The sequence below is a fragment of the Butyrivibrio sp. X503 genome, from assembly GCF_003625475.1.
Taxonomy (GTDB): Bacteria; Bacillota; Clostridia; order Lachnospirales; family Lachnospiraceae; genus Butyrivibrio.
The window spans coordinates 183,116-202,534 of sequence record NZ_RAIQ01000002.1 but is presented as its reverse complement, the minus strand read 5'-3'; the positions used below and the strand labels follow the sequence as shown (position 1 = coordinate 202,534).

Annotated in this window: 13 protein-coding genes; 1 reads left to right on the top strand and 12 read right to left on the bottom strand. The window is 41.1% G+C overall.

Going from position 1 to position 19,419, the window contains the following annotated elements; translation table 11 throughout:
• Positions 1–51 precede the first annotated feature (51 nt).
• From D6853_RS03775 to D6853_RS03745, 7 genes are all read right to left on the bottom strand, one after another.
• A complete protein-coding gene (locus tag D6853_RS03775; RefSeq protein WP_120656544.1) occupies positions 52–1,347 on the bottom strand; it encodes a methionine gamma-lyase family protein in 1,296 nt (431 codons plus the stop codon).
• Complete coding sequence (gene miaA / locus D6853_RS03770) at positions 1,340–2,278, bottom strand: tRNA (adenosine(37)-N6)-dimethylallyltransferase MiaA (protein ID WP_120656542.1); 939 nt, start codon at positions 2,276–2,278, stop codon at positions 1,340–1,342. Before miaA ends, D6853_RS03775 begins: the two co-directional genes overlap by 8 nt.
• Positions 2,275–4,266: a DNA mismatch repair endonuclease MutL gene (gene mutL, locus D6853_RS03765; protein WP_120656541.1), complete on the bottom strand. Its 1,992-nt coding sequence runs from the start codon at positions 4,264–4,266 to the stop codon at positions 2,275–2,277. The genes miaA and mutL overlap by 4 nt, the downstream gene beginning before the upstream one ends.
• Positions 4,267–6,909, bottom strand: coding sequence for a DNA mismatch repair protein MutS (gene mutS, locus D6853_RS03760; RefSeq protein ID WP_120656997.1), 2,643 nt, complete (start codon positions 6,907–6,909; stop codon positions 4,267–4,269). It lies immediately after the preceding gene.
• 78 nt (positions 6,910–6,987) lie between these two features.
• Complete coding sequence (gene miaB / locus D6853_RS03755) at positions 6,988–8,454, bottom strand: tRNA (N6-isopentenyl adenosine(37)-C2)-methylthiotransferase MiaB (RefSeq protein ID WP_120656539.1); 1,467 nt, start codon at positions 8,452–8,454, stop codon at positions 6,988–6,990.
• Positions 8,455–8,457: 3 nt separating this feature from the next.
• A complete protein-coding gene (gene pepT, locus D6853_RS03750) occupies positions 8,458–9,702 on the bottom strand; it encodes a peptidase T (protein ID WP_120656537.1) in 1,245 nt (414 codons plus the stop codon).
• A complete protein-coding gene (locus D6853_RS03745; RefSeq protein ID WP_120656535.1) occupies positions 9,699–11,678 on the bottom strand; it encodes a hypothetical protein in 1,980 nt (659 codons plus the stop codon). Before D6853_RS03745 ends, pepT begins: the two co-directional genes overlap by 4 nt.
• Positions 11,679–11,834: 156 nt before the next feature.
• Here D6853_RS03745 and D6853_RS03740 point away from each other — a divergent pair, with 156 nt between their 5' ends.
• Positions 11,835–12,194 carry a DUF1292 domain-containing protein gene (locus D6853_RS03740; RefSeq protein WP_120656533.1) on the top strand — a complete coding sequence of 120 codons (360 nt, stop codon included), beginning with the start codon at positions 11,835–11,837 and terminating at the stop codon, positions 12,192–12,194.
• On the opposite strand, the gene D6853_RS03735 is transcribed toward D6853_RS03740, so the two are convergent.
• The 5 genes from D6853_RS03735 to D6853_RS03715 form a co-directional block, all read right to left on the bottom strand.
• Positions 12,128–14,074 (bottom strand): ATP-dependent helicase, encoded by a 1,947-nt coding sequence (locus D6853_RS03735; RefSeq protein ID WP_158588649.1) that lies wholly within the window; start codon positions 14,072–14,074, stop codon positions 12,128–12,130. The genes D6853_RS03740 and D6853_RS03735 overlap by 67 nt on opposite strands.
• Positions 14,064–15,548, bottom strand: coding sequence for a glutamate--tRNA ligase (gltX, locus tag D6853_RS03730; RefSeq protein WP_120656529.1), 1,485 nt, complete (start codon positions 15,546–15,548; stop codon positions 14,064–14,066). Before gltX ends, D6853_RS03735 begins: the two co-directional genes overlap by 11 nt.
• 110 nt (positions 15,549–15,658) lie before the next feature.
• Positions 15,659–16,096, bottom strand: a complete 438-nt coding sequence (locus tag D6853_RS03725) for a dUTP diphosphatase (protein WP_120656996.1) — start codon at positions 16,094–16,096, stop codon at positions 15,659–15,661.
• Positions 16,045–17,607, bottom strand: coding sequence for a heavy metal translocating P-type ATPase (locus D6853_RS03720; protein ID WP_120656527.1), 1,563 nt, complete (start codon positions 17,605–17,607; stop codon positions 16,045–16,047). The genes D6853_RS03725 and D6853_RS03720 overlap by 52 nt, the downstream gene beginning before the upstream one ends.
• A 53-nt stretch (positions 17,608–17,660) precedes the next feature.
• Complete coding sequence (locus D6853_RS03715) at positions 17,661–19,295, bottom strand: class I adenylate-forming enzyme family protein (protein ID WP_120656525.1); 1,635 nt, start codon at positions 19,293–19,295, stop codon at positions 17,661–17,663.
• Positions 19,296–19,419 lie beyond the last annotated feature (124 nt).

Sequence of the window (19,419 nt, the reverse complement as noted above, 5' to 3'; positions counted from 1 at the left end):
AATTCTTACAAGGTTGTTACTATAAACAACCAAACTCATACAGATTATAGTTTAACACATCACAACGCCTCTATCCACAAGATTTTGCAAAGTCTTTAATATTCCAAGCTTTGCGTGCGGCCATGTAAGGCCTCCCTGGAAGAAAACAGAGTACGGTTCTTTGATCGGTCCATCTGCTGAAAGTTCGATCGAAGAGCCCGATACAAAAGCACCTGCAGCCATGATAACCTGCGAATCATAGCCCGGCATATCCCAAGGCTCGGGTGAAACAAAAGAGTCAACAGGCGCCGCTGCCTGAATGCCTTCGCAAAATGCAATTACACCTTCGGGTTTACCGAATGTGACAGCCTGAATAATATCAAATCTCTCTTCGCAGGCATTCGGAACAACATCAAAGCCAAGCTTTTCATAAATGTTTGCCGCAAAAATCGCACCTTTAAGCGCAGAAGCCGTAACCGTGGGTGCAAGGAAAAATCCCTGAAAGAACTGAGGAAGAATTCCAAGTGAAGCGCCTACTTCTTTTCCGAGTCCCGGAGAAGTAAGTCTGTACGCCGCATTCTCAACACATTCTTTTTTACCTGCGATATATCCGCCGATAGGCGCAAGACCTCCGCCCGGATTCTTAATAAGTGAACCGACAACCATATCTGCACCAAGGTCCGTAGGCTCAATACGCTCAACAAACTCACCGTAGCAGTTATCTACCATGCAGATAACATCATTTTTAATCCCCTTGATAAAAGAGATAAGCTCTCCGATTCTCTCTACCGACAAAGTGGGTCTTGTCTGATATCCTTTGGACCTTTGAATGGTCACAAGCTTGATGTCATCATTATCCAAAAGAGTTTTCTTGATATTGTCAAAATCAAAGCTTCCATCAGGCAAAAGATCAACCTGACTGTACTTAACTCCATATTCAGCAAGTGATCCCTTTGAAGGCCTTATCCCAATAACCTCTTCAAGCGTATCATAAGGCTTTCCTACAGGTGAAAAGAGTCTGTCTCCCGGTCTTAGATTACTCATAAGAGCAAGTGCCAGCGCGTGAGTTCCGCAAGTGATCTGTGGTCTTACAAGTGCATCCTCCGTATGAAAAACCGAAGCATATACGGCTTCAAGCTTCTCTCTTCCGATGTCGTTGTAACCATAACCTGTCGTTCCCAAAAGACATGCCTCGCTGACCTTATTGTCCTGCATAGCCCTAAGAACCTTAAGCTGATTATATTCGGCAGTCTCATCTATCTTCTTGAATCTCTCTTCAAGATTCATTAAGATCTTTTCGCCGAATTCATAAACCTTATCGGAAATTCCAAGCTCATTATAGATATTGTGATTTTCAATATTATTCATCTTTATATATCCTTATTATTTCTTCCAAAATTCTTTCATCGTCGCGGTCAAATTCTCTTTTATCAATCCACCGAACGTCTTTTTCTCTTCTAAACCAGGTGAGCTGCCTCTTTGCAAAATGCCTTGTGTTTCTCTTGATAAGATATACCGCTCTGTCAAGATCGTATTCGCCGTCCAGGTAACCGATCATCTCTCTGTAGCCAAGTCCCTGCATTGACGTTGTCGACCTGTCTATATTCATTTCAAGAAGCTTTTTAACTTCTTTTTCAAGTCCATCCCTTATCATCAAGTCGACACGTTTATCAATTCTGGAATAAAGCACCTCTCTGTCATCCGTAAGAACAAAATATTTAAAATCATAAGGCGACGTTCTTTGATGTTGTTCTTCATTGTGCTCAGAGATAGGTCTTCCGGTCTTTTTGTAATATTCAAGAGCTCTGATTACCCTCTTTACATTATTGGCATGAATGATATCTGCTGACTTTGGATCTATTTCTTTTAGCTCATTAAAAAGAGCTTGTGTTTCACCATTATTTGCTCTTTCTTCAAGTTCATTCCGAATCGACATATCTTCATCCGTTTCAGTAAAATCAATGTCATACAAAACAGCCTGAATATAAAATCCGGTGCCTCCTACAATTATAGGAACCTTACCTCTTCCGGAAATATCGCTGATAGCCTCTTTGACAAGTTTTTGGAATAAAAAGACATTAAAATTCTCGGAAGGTTCCAGAATATCAATCAAATGATGCGGGACGCCTTCCATTTTTTCGGTAGAGATCTTATCGGTACCGATGTCCATATATTTATAGACCTGCATAGAATCAGCGGAGATGATCTCTCCGCCTATTCTTTTTGCAAGTTCTATTGATAGTTTTGATTTGCCGACTGCTGTCGGGCCCGTTAAAACAATAAGCTTTTGTTTATTCATTCCACCACTCGTTTGAATTTTTTATCAATCTCATACTTTGTCATTGATACGATGGTCGGCCTTCCGTGAGGACAGTTGTATGGATTCTCAAGTGTAAGAAGCTCATCCAAAAGAGCCTCCATCTCCTCTTTCGTCATCTGCGTATTACCCTTTACGGAAGCCTTGCAAGCCATACTTGCAATCTTGTAATTTATAACATCCGGCGTCCTGTCAAGATTGGTTTCATGCGAAAGCTCATCCAGAATCTGAATAAACATCTCTTTTTCATCGGAGCAGCCGAAAAGATCGATAGGTATCGCTCTCATGGCATACTCATGTCCGCCGAAATTTTCAATATTAAAGCCAAGCTTTTCAAAGTACTCTCTGTACGAAAGGAACAGATCCTCCTCCGCAGACGACAGCGTTACTATAACAGGCGGATTAACCATCTGAGAAAGTATATCACCCGATTTAAATCTTGCTATCATCCTTTCATAGTTGATCTTCTCGTGTGCCGCGTGTTGATCAACAAGGAACATCTTATCCTTAAAGCCGATGATCCAATAAGTTCCGAAAATCTGTCCTAGGATCTCGTATTCTTTTACATTGTCCCTGGTAAGAACCTTTTCTTCAAAAAGATCAAGCTGAACCGGCTTTTCGACAATAATCGCTTCGTCGGATTTTATGATCGGCGAAGGTCTTTCATTTTTTTCCGCCATCGAGCCGTCGGAATCACCGAATATCCTTGTCCAAACAGCAGATTTATTGCTGTCCTGAATCCTTATGGGTTCTTCCTTAACACCTGTGGCATAAACAGGCGCATCCTCATTTACCTTATTCTCTTCGAATCTTACGCTTTCAAAAGGTTCAGGAGCATGCTGTTTATCTTCCTTTTTATTCGAATCGGAGTCATTTGAAATTTCTGTTTTATTGTCAAAAGAACTTTCTACAGTAGCTTCTACATCTGCAACCTTCTTTGCATCCTTGAGATCGTCTCCGAGAAGCGCATCGGGAATCATCTCATGATTTCTGAGAGTTTCTTCAACATTTTTTCTGATAAACTCGTAAAGTGCCGTCTGATTATTAAATCTGACCTCAAGCTTAGCGGGATGCACATTGACATCGACAAGCGAAGGATCAAGTCTTATATGCAGAATTGCAAACGGGAACTTATGCATCATAAGATACTGCTTGTAGCCCTCTTCAAGTGCTTTTGAGATCACCTTATCCTTTACATATCTTCCGTTCACAAAGAAGATCTCGAAGTTTCTGTTTGATCTGTTTATCGAAGGCTCACCGAGATAACCCTCAATAGTAATGCCGTTCTCTGTAACATTGATCGGAACAAGGCTTACGGAAATATCCCTTCCGTAAATTCTATAGATAATCTCTTTCAGATCGCCGTTTCCGGAAGTATTGAACTTATCGTCCTTGTTATTGATATAGTGAAAAGAAACTGTGGGGTTATCCAGAGCAAGATGCTCCATGACATCCCCTATGTAACTTCCTTCAGTCTGCGGTGTCTTTAAGAATTTCTTTCTCGCCGGAGTATTGTAAAAAAGATTTCTCACAATAAGCGTCGTTCCGTCGGGAGCTCCGATCTCTTCAAATGCAGCTTCTTCTCCGCCGTTTATGCAATATCTGATTCCTTCAAGAGAATCCTTGGTCTTGGTGATCATATCAACCTGTGCGACCGCAGAGATACTTGAAAGCGCCTCTCCTCTGAATCCCAGAGAATGTATTGAAAAGAGATCGTCTATAGTCTTAAGCTTGCTGGTTGCATGTCTTTTAAAAGCTTTTCTGATCTCACTCTTTTCAATTCCGCTTCCGTTGTCGGTTACACGGATCATATCGATACCGCCGCCTTTTATTTCGACCGTAACGGCGGTAGCACCTGAATCTATTGCATTCTCAACAAGCTCTTTTACCACGCTCGCAGGTCTTTCTACGACCTCGCCCGCAGCAATCTGATCAATAGTCTTTTTGTCCAGTTCGTTTATGAAAGCCATTTAGTTTTTCCACCTGTTTTTTAAATCGCTCTGAAGCTTGTAAAGTGTGTTCAAAGCGTCCATCGGCGTAAGAGTCGTTATGTCGATTTCCTGCAATCTCTTAAGCACGTCCTCATCAGTTACCGTATCAAAAAGTGACATCTGATCAATATCGACATCGTCATAATGCGTTACTTTTACTTTTTTATCGCTCTTGTTTTCTCTGGCAATTGACTGAACCTTATCGGTTATATCATTGTCCGTAAGCTCTGTAACAATCTCCTTTGCCCTGTCTATGACCATATCGGGCACACCTGCAAGCTTGGCAACCTGAATACCATAACTCTTGTCCGCACCACCTTTAATGATCTTACGAAGAAAGACAATATCGTCTCCGTTTTCCTTGACGGCAATGCAGTAGTTATTAACGTTATCCATCTTACCTTCAAGCTCTGTAAGCTCATGATAATGCGTCGCAAAAAGCGTCTTGGCTCCGAGTATCTTACGATTACTGATATGCTCGGTTACAGCCCACGCGATCGCAAGTCCGTCATAAGTGGATGTTCCTCTTCCAATCTCGTCAAGGATAAGAAGAGAATTGGGCGTTGCGTTTCTTAAAATATTGGCGACTTCGTTCATCTCAACCATGAAAGTAGACTGACCGCTGCCAAGGTCATCCGAAGCACCGACTCTTGTAAATATCCTGTCAACTACACACATATCTGCTTTTTCAGCAGGAACAAAACTTCCTATCTGCGCCATAAGAGTAATAAGCGCAGTCTGCCTCATATATGTCGACTTACCGGCCATGTTGGGACCGGTAATAATGGATATGCAATGCTTTTTATTATCAAGATAAGTATCGTTTGAGATAAACATATCCGAAGCATCAAGCATCATCTCGACAACAGGGTGTCTTCCGTTCTTAATACTTATAACGCCTTTTTCATTTATTGTAGGCTTAACGTAATGATTCTTCTCGGCTACATACGCAAGCGATGCGTAAACATCAAGAAGTGCCAAAGCTTTGGCAGTAGTCTGTATCCTGTCTATCTCAAGAGCAATTGAATCTCTTATCTTGCAAAACATCTCATATTCAAGATTATTAAGCTTATCCTGGGCGTTAAGGATCGTATCCTCAAGCTCTTTAAGCTTCGGAGTAGTGTATCTCTCGCAGTTTGTAAGTGTCTGCTTTCTGATAAAGTAATCGGGAACCATATCTTTGTTTGAATTGGTAACCTCAAAAGAATATCCGAATACATTGCTGTATTTTATCCTAAGGTTCTTTATTCCCGTCTTCTCTTTTTCTTCTTCCTCAAGCTGAGCAAGCCAGCTTTTTCCGCTTGAACCCGCTTCTCTGAAATGATCGATGTCTTTGTCAAAGCCTTCTTTAATGATTCCGCTCTCTTTTATTGTAAGAGGAGGCTCTTCAACGATCGCACTGTCTATTAGACCGTGAATATCCTTAAGAGGATCAAGTCTTGAAGTGAGCTCTTTTAACTCGTTGTCATCCTGAACATCAAGAAGCGATGTGAGGATGGCGGGTATCATTGCTATAGAATTTCTGAAAGCAAGAAGATCTCTTGGGTTTGCTGTCTTAAAGATAATCTTGGACATAAGACGTTCAAGGTCATATACAGGTCCCATATATTCCCTTATCTCTTCTCTGGTGACCACGTTCTTCACCAGGGTATCGACAGCGCCTTGTCTTTTTATGATCTCCGCTTTATCTATCAAAGGCTGCTCAATAAACGAACGAAGCGTTCTTGCACCCATCGCGGTCTTGGTCTTATCAAGAACCCAAAGAAGCGTTCCTCTCTTTTGCTTATCACGCATCGTCTCAACAAGCTCTAAATTCCTTCTTGTAAAGCCGTCGAGAAGCATATACTTGCTTGTAAGATACGGATAGATATGCGTGATATTCGTTATCTCGGCCTTCTGCATATCTGTAAGATACTGAAGAAGCGCACCGGCAGCTATAACGCCGCAAGGGAAATCATCTATTCCGAGACTTATAAGAGAAGAAACCTTGAAGTGCTTAAGAAGCAATTTCTTGGTCATATCATCATCGTAATATCTTGATTCGAGCGGATTAACAAATACGTTCATCCTGTTCTTGATCTCATCCATATCGATGCCGCTGAAATTAAATGCATCATTACAGATAAGCTCAGTAGGCATATATTTTCCGATCTCATCCATCACTCCGCGAAGTGTGTCAACTTCGGTCAGGAAGTAATCACCCGTTGTGACATCGGCAATAGAAATACCTGTAATATCGGATGAGTAAAAAATACTCATTATGTAGTTATTCTTGGTCTCTTCAAGAGACTGCATATTAAGATTGGTACCGGGAGTAACGATCCTGGTAACTTCTCTTTTTACGATGCCCTTGGCAAGCTTGGGATCTTCTGTTTGCTCGCAAATAGCGACCTTGTAACCTTTTGAAACAAGCTTGGTAAGATATGTATCGACCGCATGAAAAGGTACACCGCACATCGGCGCTCTTTCTTCTAGTCCACAGGCTTTACCCGTAAGTGTAAGCTCAAGCTCTCTTGAAGCAACGATCGCATCGTCAAAAAACAGTTCGTAAAAGTCACCCAGTCTGTAGAACAGAATGCAATCCCTGTTTTCCATCTTAGTCTTAAGATAGTGCTGCATCATGGGTGATACTTTTTCTATATCAACATTATCGTAATTGTAGTTCGTGGTATTTTCCACGGCTTAGTTCCCCTTACTGCATTAGATTTTTTCGCCAAAATAGTAGAACCCGTGACATTCGGTAAGCTTGACCTTTACAAAGCTTCCGATAAGTTCTTCTCCTCCCGGGAAATGTACCAAAGTATTATTGGACATTCTGCCCGTCATAAGTGAAGAGTCATGCTCGTTAACTCCCTCAACAAGTACATCTTCACATCTGCCTAAAAGCTTTGCAGCCTGCTCTTTGGCTGTTTCCTGGACAACCTTAAGCAGTCTGTCAAAATTCTCCTTAACTTCCTTCTCCGGAACCTGATCCTCGAACTTAGCCGCAGGAGTGCCTGCTCTCTTTGAATATATAAAAGTAAAAGCGTTATCAAACTTTACTTTATTCACCACATCGATGGTATCATCGACATCGGCAGCCGTTTCACCCGGGAAACCGACGATGATGTCCGTTGTGATCGCAACATCGGGAATGCGTTCTCTTATCTTAGCTGCAAGAGTAAGGAACTCTTCCTTTGTATAGCTTCTGTTCATCCTCTTAAGAATCTTGGAGCTTCCCGACTGAAGAGGAAGATGGATATGACGCGCGATCTTGGGATTATTTGCAATGACATCGATAACATCATCCTTAAAATCCCTCGGATGAGGAGTCATAAATCTGACTCTCTCAATACCCTCAACCTTAGCTACTTCATCAAGAAGCTGGGCAAAAGACATAGCGTCTTTATCTACTTTTCTAAGGTCGTTGGCATACGAATTGACATTCTGTCCAAGAAGCATGATCTCTTTAACGCCGTCAGCCGCAAGCTTCTCGCACTCTCTTATGATATCCTTGGGATTTCTGCTTCTCTCACGTCCTCTTACGTATGGAACGATACAGTAAGTGCAAAATTTGTCACAGCCGAACATAATGTTTACGCCGGATTTATAAGCATATTTACGTACAACCGGAAGATCTTCAACTATCTTGTCAGTCTTCTCCCAGATATCGATTATCATCTTGTCCGAGCAAAGTGTAGTGTATAAAAGCTCGGCAAATTTGTAGATATTATGTGTTCCGAATATTAGGTCCACAAATCTGTAGCTCTTTTTTATCTTCTCTACAGCACCCGGTTCCTGCATCATGCAGCCGCAGATAGCGATCTTCATGAGTGGATTCTTTTTCTTAAAATTACTGCACTGACCGAGCCTTCCCAGAACCCTTTGGTCCGCATTGTCTCTGACCGTACAGGTATTGTAGATAACAAACTCTGCATCCTCTGAATCAGTCTCTTCATAGCCGACAAGCTTAAGCGCTGCAAGAAGCTTTTCGGAATCCCTTGCGTTCATCTGACAACCAAATGTCACAACACAGGCTCTGGGCTTTCTCCCAAGCTCTTTTTCATACTTGGAAACTATGCTCCTTGCCTTATCGATATAATCAAGCTGCCTTATACTTTCTTCGTCTGTAATCTCTTCCCTGCAAGAATTTAAAATATTTATCTTGTTCTTTTCTGAATTTACCATTTCTTAAAACTCTTTTCCGTATGCATCCACTATTCCAAGAAGGATGTCAACCACCTTTCTCATCTCCTGAACAGATGCATATTCATATTTGCCGTGATAATTATATCCGCCCGTGCACAGATTGGGACAAGGAAGACCTTTGTAAGAAAGCGCCGCTCCGTCCGTGCCTCCTCTTATCGGAGAATCTATCGGAATAATATCAAGATTTTCCATCACACGCTTTGCATTTTCAACAAGATGCATGTGAGGTCTGATCTTTTCGATCATGTTGTAATACTGGTCATTAACGCTTGCCTCCACGGTTCCTTCGCCGTATTTCTTGTTCAGGAACTCGGCCGCTGCAACAAAAAGATCCTTCTTTTCTTTAAAAAGATGCTCATCATGATCTCTGATTATGTAAGTTGCAGTCGCACTCTCAGTGCTGCCTTCAACGCCCGTCAAATGATAAAAGCCTTCTCTTTTTTCGGTATACATGGGATTTTGAAACTCGGGTAAAAGAGAATGGAACTCATAGCAGATAAGCGATGCGTTAACCATCTTGTTCTTGGCATCACCGGGATGAACACTTCTGCCGTTAACCTTGATAATGCCCTCAGCTGCGTTAAAGTTCTCATATTCAAGCTCGCCGAGCTTACCGCCGTCAACGGTATATGCATAATCGGCGCCGAATCTCTCAATATCAAAGAATGCCGTTCCTTCACCAATCTCTTCATCGGGAGTAAATGCTATCCTTATCTCGCCATGCTTTATATCTTTATTTTTCAAAAGATATTCCGTCATAGTCATGATCTCGGAAACACCCGCCTTATCATCGGCTCCGAGAAGTGTTGAGCCGTCGGTCACGATCAGGTCTTCTCCGATATGATTTAAAAGCTCGGGGAAATCCTTGGGTGAAAGAACAATCTTACCTTCTTTATCAAGAAGGATATCGGTTCCTTCGTAGCCGTCAACGATCCTGGGTTTTACATCTTTGCCGCTTACTTCATCGGAAGTATCCATATGAGCAACGAAACCGATAACAGGTCTGTCTTTACCATCCTCGATATTTCCGGGTATGCTTGCATAAACATAGCAGTGTTCGGTATCGTAAAAGACATCACTTGCGCCGATCTCTTCAAGCTCCTTGGTAAGGATCTTGGCGAGATCATGCTGCTTCATTGTAGAGGGTGATGTTCCTGAATCGGGGTCCGACTGTGTATCAACCTTTACATATCTTAAAAATTTTTCAATTACATCAGGTTTATTCATTTCTTTTTTGACTTTGCCTTACCTTTCTTTTTTCCTGCGGCTTTAACGAAAGTCTCTCCGATATATATCCTAACGGATCTTGAAGCAAGCGTATGCAGAGCATCTTCATAAGATTGCTCCTTGGAACTTAAGTCGGTATCGGACAAAAGCTTCCATCTGTATCCATCTGGGAGCTTAGGAAGCGCAAGCTCCGATTCGCTCCAATTCATGTTGTAGCAAACATATATAAACGGCTCTTTTTTGTTTTTTTGATATAAGCCGCAATAAAGCATACCAAGAATATGCGAATGTCCGGATAGATCAGGTCTCCACACCTCTCTTCCGTGACACGAAAGATCCGGGTAACCACAAGAAATATAATCCATAAGCTTAAAGGCATCCTTTTGATGAAGGATACTGAATTTTTTTCTTAAGCCTATCAGGAAATTAACATAATCAAACAAATCCCTGTTCTTGTCAAGAGCCTTCCAATCAACCCAGCCAATCTCGTTATCCTGGCAATACGGATTGTTGTTTCCGCTCTGTGAGCTTCCGAATTCATCTCCGGAGAATATCATGGGGGTTCCCTGAGACAAAAGAAGCATCGTCATAATATTCTTCATCTGCCTCGTGCGAAGCTCAAGGATACCGCGCTTTCTGGTCCTGCCTTCTATTCCGCAGTTCCATGAAATATTATTGTCACTTCCGTCCTTGTTATTCTCACCGTTTTCCTCATTGTGCTTGTGCTCATAAGAAACAAGATCGGCAAGTCTAAAGCCCTCATAGTCACAGACATAATTGATATTGCCGTATTCGGGATTGTTTAGGACCATCGCCTTAAGGAAATCTCCGCAGCTGTTGTCATCGCCCTTTAAAAACCTTCGTGAAGCATACAAAAATGCGGTGTTATAGCTTGCAAGATATTTCTTGGCATTTTCAGCGTCTTTATGATAATCATCGTACTCAAACCAGTCGTACCAGATCTTAACATCGGTAAAAAGAGGGTCCTTGAAAATCAACCTCTTCGGAATACGAGCCCCCTTAAGATGGAAGCCGTCAACATGATAAGAACATCTCCAAAATCTGAGCGCATCAAGAATAAGGCTCTCGCTCTCATCTTCTTCAAAATAAAACTGAAGAACAACTTCTATTCCGTTTTTATGCATTGTCTTTATAAAAGACTTAACCTCATCCTCGGCATTATCAGGATCTGCACAGTAAGAAGTTCTGGGCGCAAAATAATAGCCCTTCTTAAAGCCCCAGTAATTAAGTCTGTGCTTGATCATATTCTTTCCGACAATACTGCCGTCCTTTGAAAATACAAGCTCCTTGGCATTACCCGGAATCTCCTTATCGCTTCCGCGCCCTTTCGCTCTCTTTGGTTTATCAAGCTCATCCATCTCATAGCACGGCATAAGCTCAATAGTTGTAACACCAAGAGCTTTTATATGCTCAAGTTTATCGATAATACCCTTAAAAGTTCCTCTGTGGGAAGCGCTGACACCGCTTGAAGGGCTCTTTGTAAAGCCCCTTACATGCATAAGATAAACAAGACTCTCGTTGTAAGGGATATCAAGAGGCTTATCATCGCCCCAATCATAGCAGTTAAAAGAGTTTCCGTATAACGATTTATTCCTAAGAACTGCCCTTATCTTAGAAGAATCAACATCTTTTCCAAAACCCTCAAGACCTATGATATGCTCGGCGTAAGGATCACAAAAACACTCATCGTCAGTATAGAAATTATAAGAAGTATATTCATCAATATTCTCTATACCGCTTATTCTTGTAGAATAGATATCTCCTCTTTTAAGATCGCTTGGAAGTTCGATCTTAAGGCTATTTGGCGCGGATTTTCCCTTTTCCTTAGAAAAGAGTGTGATACCGCAAGAAGAATTATCTTCAAAGACGGCGCGCACAACAAGACTCTTGTCATAGTCTATATAGCATCCGAGCGGATATGGCTTTTCTTTGTGTATCACATATTTTAAAGACATTTGGGTCTCCGTTTCGTGATTTATTTAAGTGCTTAAAAAGCTTATTTTAAAGCATACATAAGCCATAATATTTTATCACATAATGACTTTATATGCACTCGGAGTATGTTATAATCTAGATAGAATCGATGAAAAAAGATTTCAGGAGGAACTTTGATGGAATTTTCCAAGATTGCTACAGATATGAATACCAAAATAGAAAATGACGAGCAGATGACAGTCGATATCGAGCTTGACGACGGCAAGATCGTCACCTGTGCCATCATTATCGTTCTTACCGTTAATTCCAAGGATTATATTGTTCTTCTTCCCCTTGATAAAAACGGCCAGAACAACGACGGCAACGTTTGGTTCTATGAATTTATATATAAAGGCGGCGATCAAGAGCCCGAACTTGGCTATATATATGATGACGCAGAATACGAAGCCGTTTCTGAAGCTTTTAATCTCTACCTTGACGATGTTGAATTTGACGAGCTCATCGATCTTCCCGAAGAAGATTCAGAATCCTTATAATTCGCATCCCACAAGTGTTTTATAGGCTTTAAAAATCTCGACGGAAGCATTTTGTTATCTTCGTCACCTGTTATATACGACATTATGAGCGCCTCTTTTGCACGTGTCATTCCGACATAAAGCATGCGGCGCTCTTCTTCTGTCTCTTTTTCCGAAACAGCGCTCCTTGACGGAATGATTCCTTCGTTGAGACTTGGTAGCCACACATACCTAAATTCCAAGCCTTTGGAGCCATGCATCGTATATATCTTCACGCAGTTCTTGTTTATGACAGTCTTATGCTTAACGGTGTTTTGCTCTTTTTCAACCTCTTCTCTTCTGTAATCTCTTATAAGCTTTACGGTATCATTGTATTTACCGGCTTCTTCACTGAATTTTTCCAGATTATCTTTGGACTTCGGATACAGCTTATCTATTCCTACCTGTTTGATCAAATACCTGACAGACAAAGAAGGCCTAAGATGCGCGATCATATTTATATGCCTAAAGAGCTTTTTTATCTCTTCGCATCTTTCTCTGTTACCCTTATAAAACTTAAGAAGAGCTCCTTCGCTTACACATTCATCAGATGCCGCTTCTCTTGAAATATATCTAAGCGGCTTATTCATTATCTTAAGAAAATCATTTCTCTTTTTACCAAGATAAGCAAATTCAAGATAAGAAAGACACAGATCAACAGCATCATCAAGCTTACTTTCGTCTATTCTGTTATCAAGACTGTTAGGTATACCAAAGCCTTTAAGAACCTGTGCCATATTTAAGCATTCCGAATTGGTCCTGAATATGATAGCAATATCCGAAAGCGCACCTCTGTAGCCGTTTATAAAAGAGACAACGGCAGCGTCCTGCATATTCTTTGAAAGGAAACGCCTTGTATATACTCTGTCTTTAATATTTGTGTCCGCAGCATATGACGACTTCTTAAATCTCAATTTATTCTCATTTATAACAAGATGCGAGGCATTGATAATACTTGCTCCGGACCTATAATTGGCTTCAAGCCTTATAATACGTATATCATTCTTATTTTCTTCATAAAAGAGCTTCATAAGACCTGGATCAGACCCTCTAAAGCCATATATTGCCTGATCATCGTCACCCACCGCAAAAAGATTGCAATCTCTGGATTTAATTAGATCAACAGCTTCTTTTTGAATTTTGTTAATGTCCTGATATTCGTCTATAAGTATGTATTTAAACTTATCGGAATATGCGTTCTTCCCCTTTGATAGCTCCTTACAACACTCAAGGATCATATCGTCAAAGTCGATCTTACCAAACTCTTTTAACAGACGGTTGTAGTCAGCAAATATCTCATCAAAATGCTCTTCAAAAGAGATACCCGGATTATGCTCACAGTCCTCACCCGTGTTCTTGATTCTTGATATTTCGGATAAAAGCTCTTTTGCCGACTCATAAACCTCAGCTTCGGAAAGTCTGTCCGGATCTTCTTTGAGAGAACTATCTTTTTTCATGACTTTATGAATAATGTCAGACATTATCTTAATCTTAAAGCTTTCGCTTGCAACGTCGATCTTTGCTCTCTTACCGGGCCTTGAGCGAAGTGATAATAATATTTGATAAAAGATGGAATGAAAAGTGCCAAACGACACTTCGGGATAAGAACTATCCGTGATCTTCATAAATCTTTGCTGCATCTCATAGGCAGCAGATCTTGTAAATGTGATAACTAAAACAGATGACGGCATTACGCCAAGATTTTCTATTAGGAACTTGATCCTGTGAACTATAACGAAAGTCTTGCCGCTTCCCGGCCCCGCAAGGATCATTGCAGGGCCGTCTTTATGAGTTATTGCCTCATACTGCGCGGCATTTAATGTAATACTGCCATCCTTAAAATTAAGGATTTTATTTTTCAAGTAACTCGATTCCTTTTTTGATTCTCTTGATTGTCTCGTCTTTACCGATAACTTCCATGAGCTCCGTTGCACCGCAAGGAGTCATCTCTTTACCGGAAACAGCGATTCTTACAGGCCAAAGAACATATCCGTTCTTGTATTCCTTGTTCTTGATGTAATCAGAAAGAAGCGCATAAAGTGTATCATTTACATAATCTTTCTCATCAAGACCTTCAAGCAAAGGAAGAACCTCTTTAAGAACCGCAAGTGAAGTCTCCTCATTGGTCTTCATCTTCTTGTGTGAGTAGATCGCTGTGTCGTACTCGGGAAGCTTGGCAAAGAACTTAACCATATCCGCGATATCGGGCCAGATCTCTATACGTGTCTTGACCATGTTTGATATCTGCTTAAGCTTGGCTTCATCAGCTGAAATAACGCTGTCGCCCTCTTCCTTAAGTGCATCGACGATATAAGCCTTAGCTGTCTTGAAGAACTCATCTTCGTCCATCTTCTTGAGATACTCCCCGTTCATCCACTTAAGCTTGGTGTAGTCAAATACGGCGGGTGACTTATTGATACGTCTGTAATCAAACTTCTCGATAAGCTCATCAAGGCTCATGATCTCGTTGTTATCCTCGGGAGACCATCCAAGAAGCGCTACAAAGTTAACAACTGCCTCAGGTAAAAATCCCTGCTCGATAAGATCTTCAAATGAAGAATGTCCGCTTCTCTTAGAGAGCTTCTTGTGCTCCTCATCAGTGATAAGAGGACAATGAATATACTTAGGAATCTCCCATCCGAAAGCATCGTAAAGTCTGTTGTACTTAGGCGATGAAGAGATATACTCGTTACCTCTTACAACGTGTGTGATTCCCATGAGATGGTCATCAACAACGTTGGCAAAGTTATATGTAGGATAACCGTCTGATTTAATAAGGATCATGTCATCAAGTTCTTTATTATCAACCGTTACATCTCCATAAAGCTCGTCGTGGAAGGTTGTTGTTCCCTCTGTAGGGTTGTTCTGTCTGATAACAAAAGGCTTACCCTCTGCAAGATTCTTCTCAACTTCTTCTTTTGAAAGAGAAAGACAATGCTTGTCGTAAACACTTATCTCTTTTCCTTCAACGACCTGAACAAGAGAAGCAAGTCTCTCCTGGTCGCAGAAGCAATAATAAGCTTCCCCCTTCTCCACAAGCTCTTTTGCATAGGTCATATAAATACCGGCCTTTTGTCTCTCACTCTGAACGTAAGGGCCGACATCTCCGCCGACATCGGGACCTTCATCATGGATAAGTCCAGTATCCTTAAGTGTCTTGTATATGATCTCCGTAGCACCCTCAACATAGCGCTCCTGATCTGTATCTTCAATTCTAAGAATATAATCGCCGCCCTCATGCTTTGTTATAAGATAAGCATAAAGAGCCGTTCTCAAGTTGCCGACATGCATACGTCCCGTTGGGCTCGGTGCATATCTTGTACGAATTTTAGCCATTTTCAAACCTCTGTTTATTATGTATTTTCTATATTCAAACGATTTATAATTGTAGCACAGAATGCCATTTTTTCAATACTTCGTATTAGTTAAAAGAAAAAGCGCTCTCGTCAGTTCTTTCCTGTCGAACCAAAGCCACCTCTGTCGGTACCTTCAAGGTGATCACACTCGTCAAATACAATGGCGGGCTGATTCTCCATGATCCTAAACTGACATATCCTGTCATTAAAACCAATGTGTGTATCTCTCATTGCGATAACAGGCATAAACCATTGATCGTTGTCTCCGCAATATGAATGATCGACAACTCCCATGTGATTGGCCTGAATAACGCCGAAATTTTTAAATGTAGAACTTCTTGGAACAATGTGTGCTTCATATCCTTCAGGAATCTCCATTGCAATTCCCAAAGGAACAAGCTTAAATTCTCCCTGCTTAAGGTCAATGTCCTCAGCACTTCTAAGATCTATCCAATCTGACTTCCCGTCAATATAAGTCAGCTTTTCAAGCTTATCGTTAAAATATTTGATCTTGATCTTTTTTTCCATTTTCTCCTCCAAACTTTATCTCGTAGTTTTTTATCCTTGCCCGGATCATGAACATCAGTTGAATTGGGTAAAAGAGCATATGCAATGAATATAAGACTTGCAGCGCTCATAAAGGAAGCTCCGAGCATGGGACTTAAATGCCCTAAAATAAAAGCAAAACATCCCGCTGCTATCGGAATCATTATTATATTATATAATACAAATCCCAAAATAATGTGATGAATATTTAAAAGAGTTATTCTTGATATTCTGAACGTCGATGCAATCTCTCTGACATCGTCGTTTATAATAAGAGCATCAGCATCATTTTCATCTTTACAAATAAATGCAGTGTTTCCTTCACCCTTATATTTCTCACAGGTCTCTTTTTTCTCTTCGGTAAGGACTCCCGAAATCACTTCATCGCATCCGACACTGTCAGCGATGGCTTTGGCGGTCTTTTCATTATCTCCCGTGACCATAAGCGTTTTGATATCCATAGTTTTAAGCTCAGCCAAGCCTTCTTTACTGTTATCCTTAATGCTGTCAGATACCGCTATGATTCCCAAAAGCATATTATCTTTGGAATAATAAATAGGAGTCTTTCCCATAGTGCAAAATGCCTGAGCACGCTCTTCTATCTCGGCCGGAATGATCGCGTGATTACTTACAAAACCATGATTTCCGCCGCGGATAACACTTCCGTCAATCTTGCCTTCAAGACCCTTTCCTTCAAATCTGATAAAGCCAACGACTTCAGTATTTTCAATATCACTGTGATTAAAAGCATAATCGGTTACTGCCTTTGCTATCGGGTGCTGCGAGTGTGATTCAATAATACCGGCATAACGAATAAGCTCATTCTCGGAACGGTCAACCTTTAATGCGCTGTATCCGCTGCTCGTCAGAGAAGCAGTGGAAAAAACATCCGTTACTACGGGTTCACCCTTGGTGATTATACCTGACTTATTAATAAGCACAGTATCGCAAAACGCGGTATCTTCAAGCTTTGATATATCTTCGAATAATATCTTGTTCTTTTTCGCAACGGAATCTCCAACCTTCAAAGCAAGCGGAGCCGATACAAATAAAGGTATGGGACACGCACTTACAAGAACTGTAGATACGACGCAAAGTGCACGAAAGATGTCTTTTTCAATTATCATCCAAAATACAAAAGCAATAGCAGAAAAAGCAATAACAATATATACAAAAGCTTTTGCCTTAGCATTAACCTCAGAAAGAATAGGTGTTTTCGCATCACGCTCTTCACCTTCAAATCTCTCAGTCAAGTATTCTGTGATTCTGTTTACTATAGCGAATAAAGTAATGACAACCGCAGGGGTTAAAAAAGATCTGATTAGAATACCATAAATAAAACAAGCAATGCTTCCGAGAGCTGTCAGGCTGTATTTATTCGGTGCCTTATTAAACAGCCCTCCAAAGCCGCTTATATAGATTTTTCTATTTAAGATCATGATAATAATGCACAAAAGCATCTGAAGGATTATTGCAACGGCGTTCATATCCATATACCCATCCTTTATGTTAATTGTACACCTTAACTGTTCTTAGTTAAAAAAGATCATGACTGATTCTGTCGTTCTACAAGATGTGCTCCGCAGTATTTCTCACGAAGCTTGGGCTTATCGATCTTACCTGTGGGATTACGAAGAACCTTATCAAATATGATCTTTCTGGGTCTCTTGTATCTGGGAAGGTCAACGCAGAAGCGCTCAACTTCCTCCTCTGTAAGAGTCATACCCTCTTTTACCTGGATGATCGCAGCAGCGATCTCACCAAGTCTGTCATCCTGAAGTCCGATAACGGCAGCATCATGTATCTTGTCGTTCTTCATAAGGAAGCTCTCTATCTGTACGGGATAGAGGTTCTCACCACCCGAAATGATAACGTCTTTCTTACGATCGACAAGGAAGATGAATCCATCTTCGTCCTGACGCGCCATGTCACCCGTAAAGAGCCAGCCGTCTTTTAATATCTCGGCTGTTGCCTCGGGGTTCTTATAATATTCTACCATGACTCCGGGACCTTTTACACAAAGTTCTCCGATTTCGCCCTGTTTTACATTCTTTCCTTCTTCATCAACGATCTTGGTCTTCCAGCCATAGCCGGGAATGCCGATAGCGCCTACCTTGCTTACATTCTCAACTCCGAGATGTACGCAGCCGGGACCTGTTGATTCGGAAAGTCCGTAGTTGGTATCGTACTTATGATTAGGGAAGTACTGAAGCCATCTCTTGATAAGACTCGGCGGAATAGGCTGAGCGCCGATGTGCATAAGTCTCCACTGTTTGAGATGATAATCCTCAATCTTAAGCTTACCTGAATCCAAAGCAGCAAGAATATCCTGAGCCCACGGAACAAGTAGCCATACTATGGTACATCTTTCCTCGGAAACGGCTCTGAAAATAGCTTCAGGGGAGTTTCCTTTTAACAATACAGCTCTGCTACCTGTGTAGAGAGAACCGAACCAGTGCATCTTGGCGCCGGTATGATAAAGAGGCGGAATGCAAAGGAAATTATCCTCGTGAGTTGTCTCATGATGCATTGCTTCCATCTTGGCCGACTGCATAAGCGCTGTGTGAATATGCAAAATAGCCTTGGGGAAGCCTGTTGTTCCCGATGAAAAATAGATCGCAGCATCATCCTTATCCTCGATAAGAATTCTCGGAGCAACAGAAGAACTGTTTGAAACCTGTCTGTAATAGTCATCTGCATAAGAAGGACACTGATCTCCTACAAAGAAAAGAAGTGTCTCTTTTTTGATCTTCTGGGCTATATCCTCGATACGGCCGATAAATTCAGGTCCGTAGAAAAGAACATCCGAATCGGAAGCATTAAGACAATAATCTATCTCTTCCGCATCAAATCTGAAATTTAGTGGTACTGCTATAGCTCCCGCTTTAAGAATTCCGAAATAAATAGGAAGCCACTCAAGACAATTCATAAGAAGGATCGCGCATTTCTGGCCCTTCTGAATTCCTCTTTCGATAAGCATATTGGCAACTCTGTTTGCCTTTTCATCAAATACAGACCATGTGATCTGTCTTCTGTAATATGCTGTGGAAGTCGGCTGAATAAGCTCATATTCCTTCCATGTAACCCTCTGCTCTTCTCTGATCTCAGGATTGATCTCAACAAGAGCTACCTCGTCCCCATACAACTTGCTGTTGCGTTCCAGTAAATCTGTTATTGGCATAAAGAAATCCTCCACTTTAAAGTGATAAAGTAAAGTATAAACATATTTTATTTAAAGGTCAAATATGATATATTAGCTTTATCGCGTTAAATTGGTATATTTATTCTGTAGGAGGTTTTTTACC